The sequence below is a fragment of the Sphingomonas echinoides ATCC 14820 genome (assembly GCF_000241465.1).
In the GTDB taxonomy this organism is placed as follows: domain Bacteria; phylum Pseudomonadota; class Alphaproteobacteria; order Sphingomonadales; family Sphingomonadaceae; genus Sphingomonas; species Sphingomonas echinoides.
The window spans coordinates 1,529,735-1,543,869 of sequence record NZ_JH584235.1 but is presented as its reverse complement, the minus strand read 5'-3'; the positions used below and the strand labels follow the sequence as shown (position 1 = coordinate 1,543,869).

Below are 14,135 nucleotides of genomic sequence, written 5' to 3'. Positions count from 1 at the left end.
TTATCCCAACGCCTTAAGCGCGGCTGCCGCTGCCACGCGGTCGCCAAAGGCGGGATCGGCGAGCGCTGCGCGCATTTGCGTCGCGGCTTCGGCGGTGCGGTCGAGATCGGCATAGGCCTGCCCCAAATGCCAGCGCAGATCGGCGCGGCCGGGCGCGATCGACGCCGCTTTTTCCAGCAATTGCAGCGCGGGTTCGCTCTTGCCCTGTTGGTATAGCGCCCAGCCATAGGCATCGCTCGTCGCCGGGTTCATCGGTGCGAGCGCATAGGCGGCCTTGCCATAGACCATGCCGGTGTCGGCATCCCCGGCTCCGGTATAAGCATAGGACAGTTCTGCGAGCAGTGCGGCATCGCGGTCACCGATGCGCCCGCGCAGATCCTCCAGCGTGTCGATCGCGGCATCCCAATCCTGCGCTGCGATCTGCCAATGGCCGATCAAGCGTCGCGCGGTGATGTTTTGCGGGTTTTGCGAGGCGAACAGCGCCAGCACCTTGCCCGCCTCGGCGCGCCGGTTGGCGTGATCCAGCGCATCGACCACGCGGAGCAGGGTCGGTTCGTCAAAGCGCAGGTCGGCGGCATGGCGATAGGCGTCGGCGGCGTCGCCATAACGGTTCACCGCCATCAATGTATCGCCGAGCGCGATATAAGCAGGCGGGGCACCCGGCGTCAGCCGCACCAGCGCCTGCGCCTTGGCCAGCGCCGCGCCACCATCGCCCGCCTCGATCAGCCCGCGGATCAATGCGAGTTGCGCGACCGGTTCCGCAGGGGCTGTGCTGGCAGCGTCGCTCAGCGCCGACAATCCGTCATCGATGCCAAACGGTGCCGAGCCGACCGCGCTGGGCATGGCCGAGCGATCGAGATATTTCGCAGCCCAATCACGCTCCCCGGTTTGTTCAAAGGCGCGCGCCACCAATGCCAGCGTATAGCTGTCGGCATCGGCGCGCAGCGCGACCGGGCGCAACACCTCGAGCGCACCCTGCGGATCGCCCGAGCGCAGCAACGCCGTCCCCAGCAGGCGGCGCGCGGTGATGTTGGTCGGCTGCTGCCCCACCAGCACACGCCAATCGTCGATCGCCTGCTGATACGCCCCCGCTTTATAGGCCAAAGTCCCCGACAACAGCCGCGCGCCGGGCATAGCGTCCAAGTGTCCACCGGTGCGCGCGAGCAGGGTGCGGGCGAGATCGTCCTTGCCCGCGCGCGCTGCCAGCACCGCCTGAAGGTACAGCGCCTGCGGGCTGTCCGGCCGCGCGGCCAGGGCCTTGCGCGTCGCCGCCAGCATATCGGTATAGCGCCCGACATCGCCCAGCGTGGCGGCATATTCGATCAATGCGGGATGATAATATGCGTCATGCCCCAGCGCCTTTTCGAACCATGGCAGCGCGGCGACCAAGCCATATTGGCCGCGCACCAGCTCCCCGCGCAGCGTGATCGCCTCGACATTGTTGGCATCGAGATCGACCGCGCGCTGCGCCGCGTCGATCGCCCCCGCAATGTCCCCCGCCTGATATTTGATGCGCCCGAGGTCGGACCACGCAAAACTGTCCTTGGGCGCATCGGCGAGCACGGTGCCGAGCGCGGCTTGTGCGCCGGCCATGTCGCCTTGCGCCGCCAGCGCGCGCGCGCCGATGCGGATGGCATAGCCGGCATAAGGTGTCCCCGCTTTGGCGGCTTCGGTCAGCGCGCGGTTGGGATCACCCTGCAGCAACCACGCATGGGCGTAGAGCTGGTGTGCCCGGGCCGGGTCGAAACCGTTGTCGCGCGCGCGGCCGAGTTCGCCCTCCGCTGCGACCCCGTCGCCAATCGCCAGGAAGCTGCGCGCGAGCATCGCATGGGCGAGGCCCCAGCTTGGATCGGCCTTGATCGCGGCCTGGGCGTGTCTGCGCGCGGCGCTGTAATTGCCGGCCTTGAGCAAGCGCGCGCTCAGCGCAAGTTCGGTGCGCGCGGTCGACGCATCGGCATGGGCGGGGCCGGTTGCCGCAACCGCGATCAAGGCGGCGCTGGTCATCGCGGCGAAGGTGCCGATGGCAATCGAAAGGGATTTACGCATGGAGATCGTAGCTCTTCAGCAAATCGTACAGGGTCGGTCGGCTGACCCCTAGCAGCTTGGCGGTATTCGAAATGTTACCCTCGGCGCGGGCGAGCGCCTGCGCAATCGCCGAGCGATCGGCGCTTTCGCGCGCGGCGCGCAGGTTGAGCGGCAATTCGGCCGCGCCTTCCGCCAGATCGAGATCGGCGGCGGTGACTAGCTTGCCCTCGGCCATGATGACCGCCCGCTTCATGCGGTTTTCCAGCTCGCGGACATTGCCCGGCCAACCCCATGCGGCAATCGCGGCACGCGCATCGGGCGACAGACCGGTCACGGCGGCGTGCATCGATTTGGCGTAACTCTTCAGGAAATGCTGCGCCAGCAACACCGCGTCGCCACTGCGTTCCGCCAGCGAGGGGATGCGGACGACGATTTCGGCCAGACGGTAATAGAGATCCTCGCGAAAGCTGCCCGAGGCGACCATCGCATCGACATCCTGATGGGTGGCGCAGACGATCCGGGTATCGACGGCAATCGCCTTGCGCCCGCCGATCCGCTCGATCGTGCGCTCCTGCAGGAAACGCAGCAATTTCACTTGCAGCGGCAGCGGCACGTCGCCGATTTCATCGAGGAACAGCGTGCCGCCCGCGGCCTGTTCGATCTTCCCCTCGGTGGTCTTGATCGCGCCGGTAAAGGCGCCCTTCTCATGTCCGAACAGTTCGCTTTCAAGCAGCGTTTCGGGGATCGCGGCGCAATTGATCGCGACAAAGGCACCGCCGCGGCGCGGGCTGCTGTCATGCAGCCCGCGCGCGAGCACTTCTTTGCCGGTCCCGCTGGCACCGAGCAGCATGACCGAAACATCGGCCCCCGCCACGCGTTCGATCGTGCGGGTGACCTTCAGCATTTCCGGGCTGGCGGTGATCATGCCGCCCAGCGCGGTGCCCGTCGCGCGCGTAGCGAGGCGGCGATTTTCCGCTTCCAGCGCATGGACGTGGAACGCACGCGCAACGATCAGCCCAAGCGCATCAATCTCGATCGGCTTGGCGTAAAAATCCCATGCGCCATCGGCAATCGCCTGCAACGCGCTCTCTCGCGCGCCGTGGCCGGAGGCGACAATCACCTTGGTATCGGGTTTCAAGCGCAGGATTTCGGCGAGCGTGGCGAACCCTTCGCTGGTGCCGTCCGCGTCGGGCGGCAGGCCGAGGTCGAGCGTCACCACGGCGGGCTCGGCCGCGCGCACCGCATCGAGTGCGGTGGCACGGTCGATCGCGGTCAGCACCTCATACCCTTCGTACGCCCAGCGGAGCTGGCGCTGGAGGCCCAAATCATCCTCGACGATCAGCAGCTTGGGTTTGTCGGTCATGCGGCCTGTTCCAGGGTGCGCGCGTGCGCGGTCGGCAAGGTAAGGCAAAAGCTGGTGCCGACGCCTTCGCGACTGTCGACGGCGACGCTGCCGCCCATCGCCTCGGCAAGTTGCTTCGCCTCGAACGCGCCGATGCCGAAGCCGCCGGGCTTGGTCGAGACGAACGGCTTGAACAATTGGTCGCGCACAAAGGCCGGGCTCATCCCGGAGCCCTGGTCGATTACCGTGAGCGAGACCGTAGCATCCGTCGCCGACGCCGCGATGGTGACCGGTTCCGCTGGCGGACTGGCGTCGATGGCGTTCTGCACGAGATGGCCAAGCACTTGTTCGACGCGCGCGGGGTCCGCCTGGGCGAACAGGGCCTTGGGGCCGATCACGACGACGGGATGCTGGACGCGCTTCCCCCGTGCAACCGTCTCGGCCAGCGGCAGCAGGTCGACCGGGCGCAGAACCTCGGCCCGGGCGCGGTGTTGCTGCGATAGCCGGGCGAGCAAGTCGTTCATGCGCGCCGCCGAGTCCTGCAATGTCGCGATCATGTCGGCGCGAAAGTCGGGATTGTCGGCATGACGCTCGGCATTGCGGGCGACGAGCGTCAGCTGGCTGACCAAATTCTTGATGTCGTGCAGAATGAAGGCAAAGCGGCGGTTGAATTCGTCGAAGCGCTCGGCCTCGGCCAGCGCGTCCTGTGCCCTGGCTTCGGCGAGATAGCTCGCAACGTGCCGCCCGGCGATCCGCAGCAGGTCGAAATCCTCCCAGTCGAGCGGGCGGTCGAGTGGCGGGCGCGCCAGCACGATCGCGCCCTGTAAACGATCGAGATGCGTTAGCGGCACCACCGCCCAGGCATCGCCGTCCAGCATCCAGATCGGGATGCTGACGGCCTCTACCGGATCGGCTTTGTCAGCGCGGACGGTGTCGAGTTCGACGATCCGGCCGCTTTTGGACAGATGCGTGACCAGCCGTGCATCGGCACCGCCGGTGGGAGCATCCCAGCGCCATCCGGTGCCGACGCCAAGCCCATCGCCGTCGGGCACGAGCAACAATCCGGCGGGTGAATCGGTAAGATCGGCGATGGCCTTTACGATACGCTGGTCGAGCGGGGCCGCCCCGTCGGGTTTGCCGAGGGTATCGGTAAAGCGCGTCCATTCCGCCCGGTAATCATAGCGGTGGCGGAAGAAATGTTTGGACACCTTCACTTTGGCCCAGGCGCGCAACCAGGGGGAGGAAAGGATGGTCAGCCCCGCCGCAGTCGATCCGAACACGAAGGCGGTTTGCCACAGCCGCGCATTGTCGCCGCTGATGCTGGCGATGGCGCTGGTCGCCAGCAGCATCGCCGCTGTGTAGAGCAGCATGACGGCAAAGGTCAGCGTCTGCCAGGCAACGGTGCGCGACAGTTGCAGCGTCCAGTCGCCGTTGCGCTGCACAGCGATCGCAAACAGGGGGGCTGCCAGCACCATAACAATGCCACGCGCGGCGACCAGGCCGCCATACCAGGGGCTGAACGCATAAGCGGCGGCGGAAAGCAGCAGATCGATGCTCCACATCGCGGTCAGTGCAAGAACGGCCAGGCGGATGCCGCCGCGTGCGCGCGGCGTTACCGCCGAATAGAGGTGATGCAGCAGCAGCAAGGCCCCGATCGCAATCATCATCCGCCACACGGCTCGCACTGCCGCCACTTGCGAACCCGTCTCCGTGGCGATGGTCGGCTCGATCACCGTCAGCGTGGCCCCCGCCAGAACAAGCACGGCGACCAGACCATAGATAATCGAAATCGCGGTGTGTTCGGGGCCCGTCCCCCCGCGCCGGACCAGCGCATACATAAAGCCGAGCCACGCGAGGTTACGCGCCGCCTCGGTCAGTCGCGTCACGACGTCGGTGGTGTCAATCCCGGCGACCGCCAATGCCCATAAGGCGGTGCTGCCCAGCGCTATGACGAAGGTCAACCGGGGCAGCGCGGTGCCGGCATCGTGCAGCCGCGTGAGGGCGACGCCCGCAAACAGCAAGGCGGCCAGGGCGTGGCTCCACAGGATCAGGGTGGCGAGCGCGCTCACGGGATCAGCGCGCGCCTTCTGGCCACAAGACCACACGCACCGTTTGCAGTAGGATCAACAGATCGAGAAACGGCGAATAATTCTTGGCATAATAGAGATCGTATTCGAGCTTCTGCCGCGAATCCTCGATCGACGCGCCGTAAGGATAGTTGATCTGCGCCCAGCCGGTGATACCCGGCTTCACCATGTGCCGCTCGGCATAATAGGGGATTTGCTGTTCGAGATCCTCGACAAATTGCGGTCGTTCGGGGCGCGGCCCGACAAAACTCATCTCGCCCTTCAGCACCGACCAGGTCTGTGGCAGCTCATCGATGCGGAGCTTGCGGATGATACGGCCAATGCGCGTGATCCGGGGATCGTCTTTCTCGGCCCACACCGCTTGGCCCGCGACCTCGGCATCCTGCCGCATCGAGCGCAATTTCACGCAATCGAACCCGACGCTGTACAGGCCGACGCGGCGTTGACGATAGAAAGCGGGGCCTTTGCTCTCGATCTTGATGGCGATCGCGGTGATGAGAATCAGCGGGAGCGTTAACGTCAGCAACAGCAGGCTGGCGACGATATCAAAGATCCGCTTGAACATGCTGGAGAGCATCCGACCCGACGAAAAACCGTCTGAAAAGATCAGCCAGCTCGGATTGACGCTTTGCAAGTCGACCCTGCCGGTTTCGCGTTCGAGGAAGGTCGAGATTTCGTTGACGTGCACGCCCGTCGTCTTGATCCGCAGCAGATCCTTCAGCGGCAGGGCGTTGCGGCGCTCCTCGAGCGCCATCACCACTTCACTCGCGTTGAGCAGCACGACATGGTCGGCAAGGTTATAGATCGCATCGCGTGCGATCGCCTCGGGGATGACCCGCGCAGGCTCGCTCATCGAGACATAGCCGACCACCGCGAAGCCAGCGCCCGGGGCTTGCGCCAAGGCCTTCAGCCGTGCCGCCCGCGCGCCCGCGCCGAGCACGACCACGCGCCGCTTAAACACCTGTCCGCCCAGCGTCTTGCCCAGCAATATGCGTAATGCGATCAAAAGGATCGCCGCCACGCCCATGCCGTAGAGCAGGTTAGACCGCCAAAAGGTGGCGGCGGGCACGATGAAATAGATAACGCTGAGGAAGATGACGCCGAGCGAAATGGCGACCAGCAGCCGCGCCGTTGCATAGCGCAGTGATTGCAGCGCCCCCGCTCCATATACGCCCACCGCGATCATCGCCATTTCCAGCGATCCGGCGAAGGTCAGCAATTGCGGAATCCGCATATGCATCGGCGTCAGCGGCATCGCGACCTGGCGCATCCGCATCGAATATCCGAGCTCCCCCGCCACGACCAGCAGGACGAGATCGAACAGCCCCAGCAAGAGCACCGCGTTGGGAATATAATGTTTGAACAGCCTGATCATTGATGCCGTACCTCGTCCGCCTTCCCGATAGCGGTGTAAACAAATCCGACAGGGGCAAGCTGCTGTCGCAGAAATTGGCAAAGAAAGGTTGAACAGAATGGATCGAGGCTGATCCAGGGCAGTTACCAATCGCTGGAAAGCCCGCTAGGGCGATTCCCTCAGGAGGACCCAATATGCCGCAGACCATACCGATCGTGCCCGTCATACTCTCCGGCGGATCGGGAACGCGACTTTGGCCTATGTCTACGCCTGGCATGCCCAAACAGATGCTTTCGTTGACCGACGATGCGACCATGCTGCAACTGACGGCGCGGCGTGCGCAGGGCGCGCGTTTCACTGCGCCGATTGTCGTCGCCAATGAGCGTCACGCCGATATGGTCGAAGCACAGCTTGATGCTGTCGGTGCGACGGCGAAGGCTTTGATTCTGGAGCCCGTCGGCCGCAACACTGCGCCGGCCATTGCGCTTGCGGCGATTGCTGCCGGCAGCGGGGCTGCCCCGCTTCTGGTGATGCCATCCGATCATGTCATTGCGGATGTCGCGGCCTTTCACGCCGCAATCTACACGGCGTTGCCGTTGGTCGAAGACGGGTGGCTCGTCACGTTCGGAATCGATCCGACTGCCCCAGAAACCGGATATGGATGGATTCGTCTTGGCGAGGAAATTTCCGGGGGAGTCCACCGCGTCGCCAAATTTGTCGAGAAACCACCGCTCGATGTTGCCGAAGCGATGCTCGCGGCAGGCAATCATGCCTGGAACGGCGGCATCTTTCTGTTTCGGGCGGATGCCTATCTCGCGGGTCTCGCCATTCACGCCCCGGAAATTCTTGCGGCCTCGCAGCGGGCGATGGATGGCGCGCGCGTGGAGGGTAGCCGCCTTTATCCGGACTCCGCTTCCTTCGCGGCAGCTCCGTCGGACTCGATCGACTATGCCGTGATGGAAAAGGCTGACCGGGTCGCGGTCGTACCCGTGTCGATGGGCTGGAGCGACCTTGGCAGTTGGGATGCGCTGCACGAGATCAGTGATCGCGACCAGGATGGCAACGTCCACGCCAGCCGCGAAGGTGGTGAAGTGATCGCGATCGACACGGCGAATTGCCTGGTGCGCAGCGATGGTGCCCGCATCGCGATGGTCGGGGTGCAGGATTTGATCGTCGTCGCCAGCGGCAAGGATATCCTGATTCTGCCGCGTGGCCGCAGCCAGGAAGTCAAAGCGTTGATCGAGGCGATGAAGCGCTGAACGACCGGGGGGGGGGCATGGGATGGATGGTTTGACGATTCATGGGTATCGGGACGATCTGGCGCAGGCCTTCCATGACATCAACGCGCAGTGGATTGCCGCCATGTACCGGCTCGAGCCGACCGACCGTGATGTGCTCGAGAACCCGCGCGCGCGGATCATTGACCGCGGCGGGGACATTCTGTTCGTCGAAGCGGCCGGGCTGGGCATTGTCGGGGCCTGCGCGCTGCAGAAGACCGGTGAGGGGCAGTTCGAGCTCACCAAGATGGGCGTGCTCGAATCCGCGCGCGGTCGCAAGGCGGGGGAGTTTCTGCTGCACGCCGTCATCGCGCGCGCCCGCGCGCTGGGGGCGGAGCGGCTCTATTTGCTGAGCAACAGCAAGAGTGCCGCTGCCATCCACCTCTACGAAAAGCTCGGGTTCGTCCATGATACGGGGATCATGGACGAATTCGGCGCGCGCTACGAACGGTGCAATGTCGCGATGCTGTACCCGCTGGATTAGCCGATCAGAGCCTCGGCCTGATCGAGCGTTTCCTTGAAGGTCGCGATGACTGCGCGATAGGGGGCGGGGCTGGCCATATCGAGACCGGCGCGTTGAAGAATCTCGGTCGGATAGGCCGACCCGCCCGCCTTCAGCACGGTCAGATAGGTGTCGCGCTCCTTTGCCCCACCGGTCAGGATGGCGTGCGCGAAATAGGAGGCCGCCGAGATGCAGGTGGCATATTGGTAAACGTAGAAGCTGTTGTAGAAATGCGGGATATAGGCCCATTCGACGGCATAAGCCGGGTCGATGGTCACCTTCGGCCCGTGATAGCGCTTGAGCAGATCGAGATAGAGCGCCGTGAAGCGCTCGCCCGATAGGCCTTCGCCGGCTTCGGCCTTGTCATGCACGGCGAGTTCGAATTCGGCGAACATCGTCTGGCGGAAGAAGGTGCCGCGAATGCTCTCCAATTGCTGGCCGAGGTAGAACAGTTTCTCCTGCTTGGTCTTGGCCTTCGCCACCATATAGGCAGCGAGCAGCATTTCGTTGCAGGTCGAGGCGATCTCCGCGAGGAAAATCGGGTAATCCGATTTCTCATAGACTTGCGTCTTGTTCGACAGCAGCGAGTGCATCGCATGGCCCCATTCGTGCGCGAAGGTGGTCATGCCCTCATAGTTTTCGCCCAGATTGAGCAGCAGATAGGGGTGCACGTCATAGGCACCGGGGTTCATATACGCCCCCGATTTCTTGCCTGGGCGGGGCAGGGGATCCATCCATTTCTGCGCGGTGGCGGTGCCGAGGAGCGCGACATAATCGGGCCCGAGCGGCTTGACCGCCTCCAGCACGGTCGTGCGCATGTCGGGGAGGGTGACCTTGCGGTCGAGCGACACCAACGGCGGGTAGATATCGTAATAGGCCATGTCGGGCAGGCCGAGCAGCTTTCGCCGCAGTTCGAAATAGCGATGCAGTTGCGGCAAGCCAGCATTCGCCTCGGTCACCAGCGTGCGATACACGCCTTCGGGGATGTTGTTGCCCGACAATGATGCCGCGAGCGCTGTTGGGTATTTGCGCGCCTTGGCGCGGTAGATGTCGGCTTTGACGTGGCTGAGATAGGCGGCCCCGAGCGAACTCTTGAAATGCCCATATTCGCCCCAGAAGGTGTCGAACACCGCCTTGCGATCGGCGCGCGCCGGCGCGTCACGGTTCAAGGTATAGGCCTGGTCGTCGAGGCGGACCTTTTTGCCGGTCGACAGTGTGATCGTCGGCCAGGGAATGTCCGATCCGACGAGCTGCTCGCGGATCGTGCCCGGTCCGGAAAGCGGTGCCCCCGCGCCTGCAAGCAGGATTTCGCCCTCGGGGGACAGCGTGTGCGGGGCCTGCCGCAGCGTGTCGGCTAGAAAGAAATCGAACCGCGTCGCGAGAGTCCGGTTTTCCGCGATGAAACCGTCGATTTTGGCTTTGCCGAGCGTCAGGATCTCGGGTGCCATCCACGAAGTCGCTTCGCCAAAGGCGGTGAACAGATCGCCGACCAAGGCGAGCTTTTCCTGATTGGCGGAAATGCGCAGATCGGCATCGCTCTTCAGCCCGGCATAGGTATAGACGCGTGCCGCCTCCCGCGCGAGGTCGGACTGCGCCACCAAAGCGGCGGCGAGCACCTCCGCGCCGGTGCCGAGCTTCCCCTTATAGCTGGCCAGACTTGGGATCTTGGCGAGTACGCCCTTGCGCGCCGCGTCCCATGCCGCATCGTCGGTATAGATTTCCGAGAGGTCCCATTGCGCCGCGTCGACTGGGGCAGACCGATCCTGCGCCCATGCGGGCAAAGCCGTTGCGAGCGTGGCGAAGGCGGTCGCGGCGAGCGCGTCGCGGCGGGTGAGATCGGTCATGGCGGTTGTTCCCCTGGCAGGCGTGTTGGTGCCATCCTGTCGCACCGCGCCTGCCAAGGGAAGGGGCGTTCAGAACGCCAGTTGCACGCCGATGCGGAATGTCTGGCGGTAATGCTCGTTCTCGATCAGCTGAGTCTTAACCGCCTGATACCGCCGCCAGGGCGAGTCGAGCAGATTGCTGACTTCGGCGAACAGCGTGTATTGCTTGACCGGCGAATAGGCGATCCGCGCGTCGAGCGAATTGTTCTCATCGGTATATTGGTCGGTCGCGGCGGTCGTGCCGAGCGTGTCGAGATAGGCCGAGCGATAGGTATAGGCCAGCCGCCCAGTGATCCCGTACTTTTCATAATAAAGCTGTGCCGTGCCGATATATTTCGACTGGAGCAGGTTGGGTACCGACCCTGCGCGGCCGATGACGCCGCTTGACGATCCGTCGGTATAGGTGAAGTTGCCAGACACGCCGAAGCCCGACAGCGCGCCCGGCAGGAACAGCAATTGCGCTTGGACATTGGCTTCAACGCCATAGATCTTGGCGCTGTCGCCATTGACCGGCTGCGTCACCAACGCCTTGGTGAAGGTCGTGCCGCCGAAGGTTCCGGCTTGGGTGATCCCGACGTTGAAGATCGGGTCATCGAGGTGTTTGTAGAAACCGGCAATCGACACGATGCCTTGGCCCGGCAGATAATATTCGGCGGACAAGTCGCCCGCGACGGCCTTGTACGGCTTCAAATTGGGGTTGCCCACGGCAATGACGCCAGCATTCGGCGTTGTGTCCGTGACGTTCACATAGGGGGCGAGCAGATTATAGTCGGGGCGCCCGATCGCGGTCGTTGCGGCGGCGCGCAGGATCAGACGATCGTTGACGTCAAAGCGCACGTTCAGATCCGGAAAAGCATCGGTGTAGCTGCGCGAATTCGACACGTTGAAATCCTGCGCCACACTCGATGCCGCGGTAAAGGATTTGCCTTTATAGGTGCCGTCGGTGTGTTCGACGCGGACACCGGGGACGATCGTGAGCTGGGCGAACTTGAACGTGCCCATGATGTAGCCAGCGACGACCTTCTCGCTCAGGTCATAATCGTTGACCAGCGAGTTGGCGACCGAGGTTGCGGCGTCCGACGTGCTTTGCGTGCGCCCGGCCGGGTTGGTGACGGTGTAATAGGTCTCGGCCAAAGCGTAGTTGATCCGCGGGCCGAACAGATAGCGGCCGCCGTAAATCGCGCTGCCGTTATCCGCTGCGGCTCCGGTCGCTGCCAGTGTGCCGCTCAGCGAATATTGCTGGAAATCGCGATTGTTGGATTTGTCGGTCTGCTGAAACTTGCCGCCAACCTTGATCGAGCTGTCGCTGCCGACGCCGATCGGGATCGTCAGGTCCGCGCGGGCCTGATACAGGTTTTCCTCTGCGCGCCGACGATCGTACGTCACGCGATAGCCGTTATACAACGCCGTGGTGATGGGCGTCGCATTGGCGGTGTTGACCTTGAACAACGTGTCGCTGAGGTCGAGCGACAGGCCGGTGAGCGCGGTGCTGCCGGTGCGGAAGGAATATTCGGACCGCAGCGGATCCTTCTTCAACGCTTTGCTGTACGTGCCCTCGACTTGCAATTCGGCATCGCCGAAGCGGAACTTGCCGCCCAGTTCTCCGGTGAAGGTCGAATCGTCCTCGTTGCGCAGGCGCAGGAAGCGGGTGCCGCGCGAACTGAAGGTTCCGCCACTCGAAATGGCGGCGTTGACCGTTTGTTGCGCGGCGGTCGGCTGCGTGGTTACGCCAGCGGCGTTGGTCGTTGGATAGGTGACCGGGATTTCGATTCGCGACTGGTCGCGGGTTTCGTGATCCTTGAACGTCGAATACAGCGTGCGGAGATAGACGTTGACGTCCGAACTGGGCCGCCAGTCGAAATTGCCGACAAAGCCGTAGCGCGTGCGCGTGAGATTGTAATCGCGCAGGCGGAAATCGTCTGGCACCGCCCGCGTCGCGCCGGGCGGCGTTCCCCAGTTCGATGAACCCTGCAGATTTTCGGACTCGATCGGGCGCCGCGAATAATTGGCCGACAACACGACGCCGAAGGTCTTGTCCGGGCCAAAGCGCGTGCCGGCAGTGATGTCGCCTTCATACGGGCTGCGGCTGTTGAGGTTGGCGTACCCGCCGACGATGCGGGCGTTGGCGAATGCCTTGGTGCGGTCGAATGCGGTGAGCGTGTTGATGTCGACTTGCCCGGCAATGGCATTGGCATCGCGATCGGCGGTAAGCGACTTCACCACCGTGACCGACCCGATCAGCGAGGAGGGAATGTCGTCAAGCTTCACCTGGCGGCTTTCCGGCTCGGGTGCGGGGGCAGTTTGGCCGTTAATGGTGACGTTGGCGAGGTTGGGGTTGACGCCGCGGATGATGACGTAGCGGCCTTCGCCCTGGTCGTTGGCGACCGAGATGCCGGGCAGGCGGCGCACCGCTTCTGCCACGTTCTGGTCGGGCAGTTTGCCGACATCGTTGGCGTTGAGCGTGTCCTGAATGAAGTTGGACGACCGCTTTGCCTGCAACGCGCGACGCTCTGCCGCGCGCTGGCCGGTCACCACGATTTCGCCGCCGCTGGTTTCGCTGACCGGCGCATCGAGCTTGAACACGACGACTTGCGGGCTGTCGCTCGACTGCGCGCTGCGCGTGGTGGTGGGATAGCCGACATAGGTGAAGCTCAGCTGGACCGTGCCTGCAGGCACATCGCGCAGGACGAACATGCCATCGGAATCGGCGACGGCGGTGCGCCCGCCAGCGGTGACGGTTGCGCCGGGCAGCGAGGCCCCGCTCGTCGGGTCGACCACGCGGCCAGCAATATCCGCTGCAAAGGCGGGCAGTGCGGTGGAAGTGAGCAATGCGGCGCACAAGGCTGCCTTGGACGCAAAAGACTGCGCCCGGACGCGTCCGAACATGATGATTTCCCCCAACGGCTACAGGTTGGGATTCCCCAACCTCGAAGTTTCGGGACCGCTACGCTGCTTTCATGACGGGTTCGTGACGACCGCCGCGATCTCGCCAGTGTCCGCGCCGTGCACCGCGGGAACAAAAGGATGCGCACGGGAGTCGTGGCGCTGATACAACAGGCAGGGATTTTTGAGAATGCGCCGGATCCATACCCCTATCATCATCGCTTCGATCGCGATGGTGCTGACGCCGATGGCGCTGCAGGCCGCCGGGCCGCAGGATGACAGCGTCGGCAAGGCCGTCACGCAGCCGCTGCGCGACGTGCGCATCACCGACAAGAAAATCCCGCCCATCCTGCAATTGGCGGCGTCCGCACCCTATTCGTCGGTCAATACGCGCTCCTGTGCTGCGATTGCGGGCGAAGTGCGCAGACTCAACGCCGCTTTGGGCACCGATGTCGATGCGCCGGGTCAGCCCAAGGGCGAAGGGTCGGCGCTTGCCGCCGTTGCGGCGCGGACCGCCGTCAACACGCTGATCCCGGGCCTTGGCATCGTGCGCGTCATCACCGGGGCGGACAAACAGCAGCGCCGGGTGGAAGCGGCGGTCTATGCCGGATCGACGCGGCGCGCCTATCTCAAGGGCATCGGCCTGGCGCGCGGCTGCAAGGCACCCGCCGCGCCGACAGCTGCCGCAGTCGCGGATCGGCCGGAACTGCAGTGATGTTTCCCGCAGGCTGACTGAGCAAGGCACAAAAAAGGGCCGGGGTTCGCGCCCCGGCCCTTTCTTT

9 protein-coding genes are annotated in these 14,135 nt (G+C 64.1%); 3 read left to right on the top strand and 6 right to left on the bottom strand.

The genetic code is table 11. From position 1 onward, the window contains the following. The 4 genes from ON00_RS07280 to ON00_RS07265 are packed head-to-tail and all read right to left on the bottom strand — an operon-like array spanning position 1 to position 6,829. A complete protein-coding gene (locus ON00_RS07280) occupies positions 1 to 2,046 on the bottom strand; it encodes a tetratricopeptide repeat protein (protein WP_010404472.1) in 2,046 nt (681 codons plus the stop codon). After that, entirely contained in the window at positions 2,039 to 3,388 is a 1,350-nt protein-coding gene (prsR, locus tag ON00_RS07275; RefSeq protein WP_010404471.1) for a PEP-CTERM-box response regulator transcription factor, read from the bottom strand. The genes ON00_RS07280 and prsR overlap by 8 nt, the downstream gene beginning before the upstream one ends. After that, positions 3,385 to 5,436: an XrtA/PEP-CTERM system histidine kinase PrsK gene (prsK, locus tag ON00_RS07270; protein WP_010404469.1), complete on the bottom strand. Its 2,052-nt coding sequence runs from the start codon at positions 5,434 to 5,436 to the stop codon at positions 3,385 to 3,387. Before prsK ends, prsR begins: the two co-directional genes overlap by 4 nt. A 4-nt stretch (positions 5,437 to 5,440) precedes the next feature. Beyond that, positions 5,441 to 6,829, bottom strand: a complete 1,389-nt coding sequence (locus ON00_RS07265) for a TIGR03013 family XrtA/PEP-CTERM system glycosyltransferase (protein ID WP_010404468.1) — start codon at positions 6,827 to 6,829, stop codon at positions 5,441 to 5,443. Positions 6,830 to 7,002: 173 nt separating this feature from the next. Here ON00_RS07265 and ON00_RS07260 point away from each other — a divergent pair, with 173 nt between their 5' ends. Beyond that, the gene (locus ON00_RS07260; protein WP_083834076.1) at positions 7,003 to 8,067 is read left to right on the top strand and encodes a mannose-1-phosphate guanylyltransferase/mannose-6-phosphate isomerase; all 1,065 of its coding nucleotides are present in this window, start codon (positions 7,003 to 7,005) and stop codon (positions 8,065 to 8,067) included. A 22-nt stretch (positions 8,068 to 8,089) separates the two neighbouring features. After that, positions 8,090 to 8,569, top strand: coding sequence for a GNAT family N-acetyltransferase (locus tag ON00_RS07255; protein ID WP_010404463.1), 480 nt, complete (start codon positions 8,090 to 8,092; stop codon positions 8,567 to 8,569). Here the strand turns inward: ON00_RS07255 and pepF are convergent. After that, on the bottom strand, positions 8,566 to 10,431 hold the full coding sequence (pepF, locus tag ON00_RS07250; protein WP_010404462.1) for an oligoendopeptidase F: 1,866 nt from the start codon (positions 10,429 to 10,431) through the stop codon (positions 8,566 to 8,568). The two genes, ON00_RS07255 and pepF, sit on opposite strands and share 4 nt — an antisense overlap. A gap of 69 nt (positions 10,432 to 10,500) precedes the next feature. Continuing rightward, complete coding sequence (locus ON00_RS07245) at positions 10,501 to 13,356, bottom strand: TonB-dependent receptor (RefSeq protein ID WP_010404460.1); 2,856 nt, start codon at positions 13,354 to 13,356, stop codon at positions 10,501 to 10,503. A 187-nt stretch (positions 13,357 to 13,543) separates the two neighbouring features. On the opposite strand from ON00_RS07245, the gene ON00_RS07240 reads away from it, so the two are divergent. Then, the gene (locus tag ON00_RS07240) at positions 13,544 to 14,068 is read left to right on the top strand and encodes a hypothetical protein (RefSeq protein WP_010404459.1); all 525 of its coding nucleotides are present in this window, start codon (positions 13,544 to 13,546) and stop codon (positions 14,066 to 14,068) included. Positions 14,069 to 14,135 lie beyond the last annotated feature (67 nt).

Coding starts and splice junctions, on each gene's coding strand:
- ON00_RS07265 (WP_010404468.1), bottom strand. CDS start 6,829: ATGATCAGGCTGTTCAAACATTATATTCCCAACGCGGTGCTCTTGCTG.
- ON00_RS07240 (WP_010404459.1), top strand. CDS start 13,544: ATGCGCCGGATCCATACCCCTATCATCATCGCTTCGATCGCGATGGTG.
- prsR (WP_010404471.1), bottom strand. CDS start 3,388: ATGACCGACAAACCCAAGCTGCTGATCGTCGAGGATGATTTGGGCCTC.
- ON00_RS07255 (WP_010404463.1), top strand. CDS start 8,090: ATGGATGGTTTGACGATTCATGGGTATCGGGACGATCTGGCGCAGGCC.
- ON00_RS07280 (WP_010404472.1), bottom strand. CDS start 2,046: ATGCGTAAATCCCTTTCGATTGCCATCGGCACCTTCGCCGCGATGACC.
- ON00_RS07260 (WP_083834076.1), top strand. CDS start 7,003: ATGCCGCAGACCATACCGATCGTGCCCGTCATACTCTCCGGCGGATCG.
- pepF (WP_010404462.1), bottom strand. CDS start 10,431: ATGACCGATCTCACCCGCCGCGACGCGCTCGCCGCGACCGCCTTCGCC.
- ON00_RS07245 (WP_010404460.1), bottom strand. CDS start 13,356: ATGTTCGGACGCGTCCGGGCGCAGTCTTTTGCGTCCAAGGCAGCCTTG.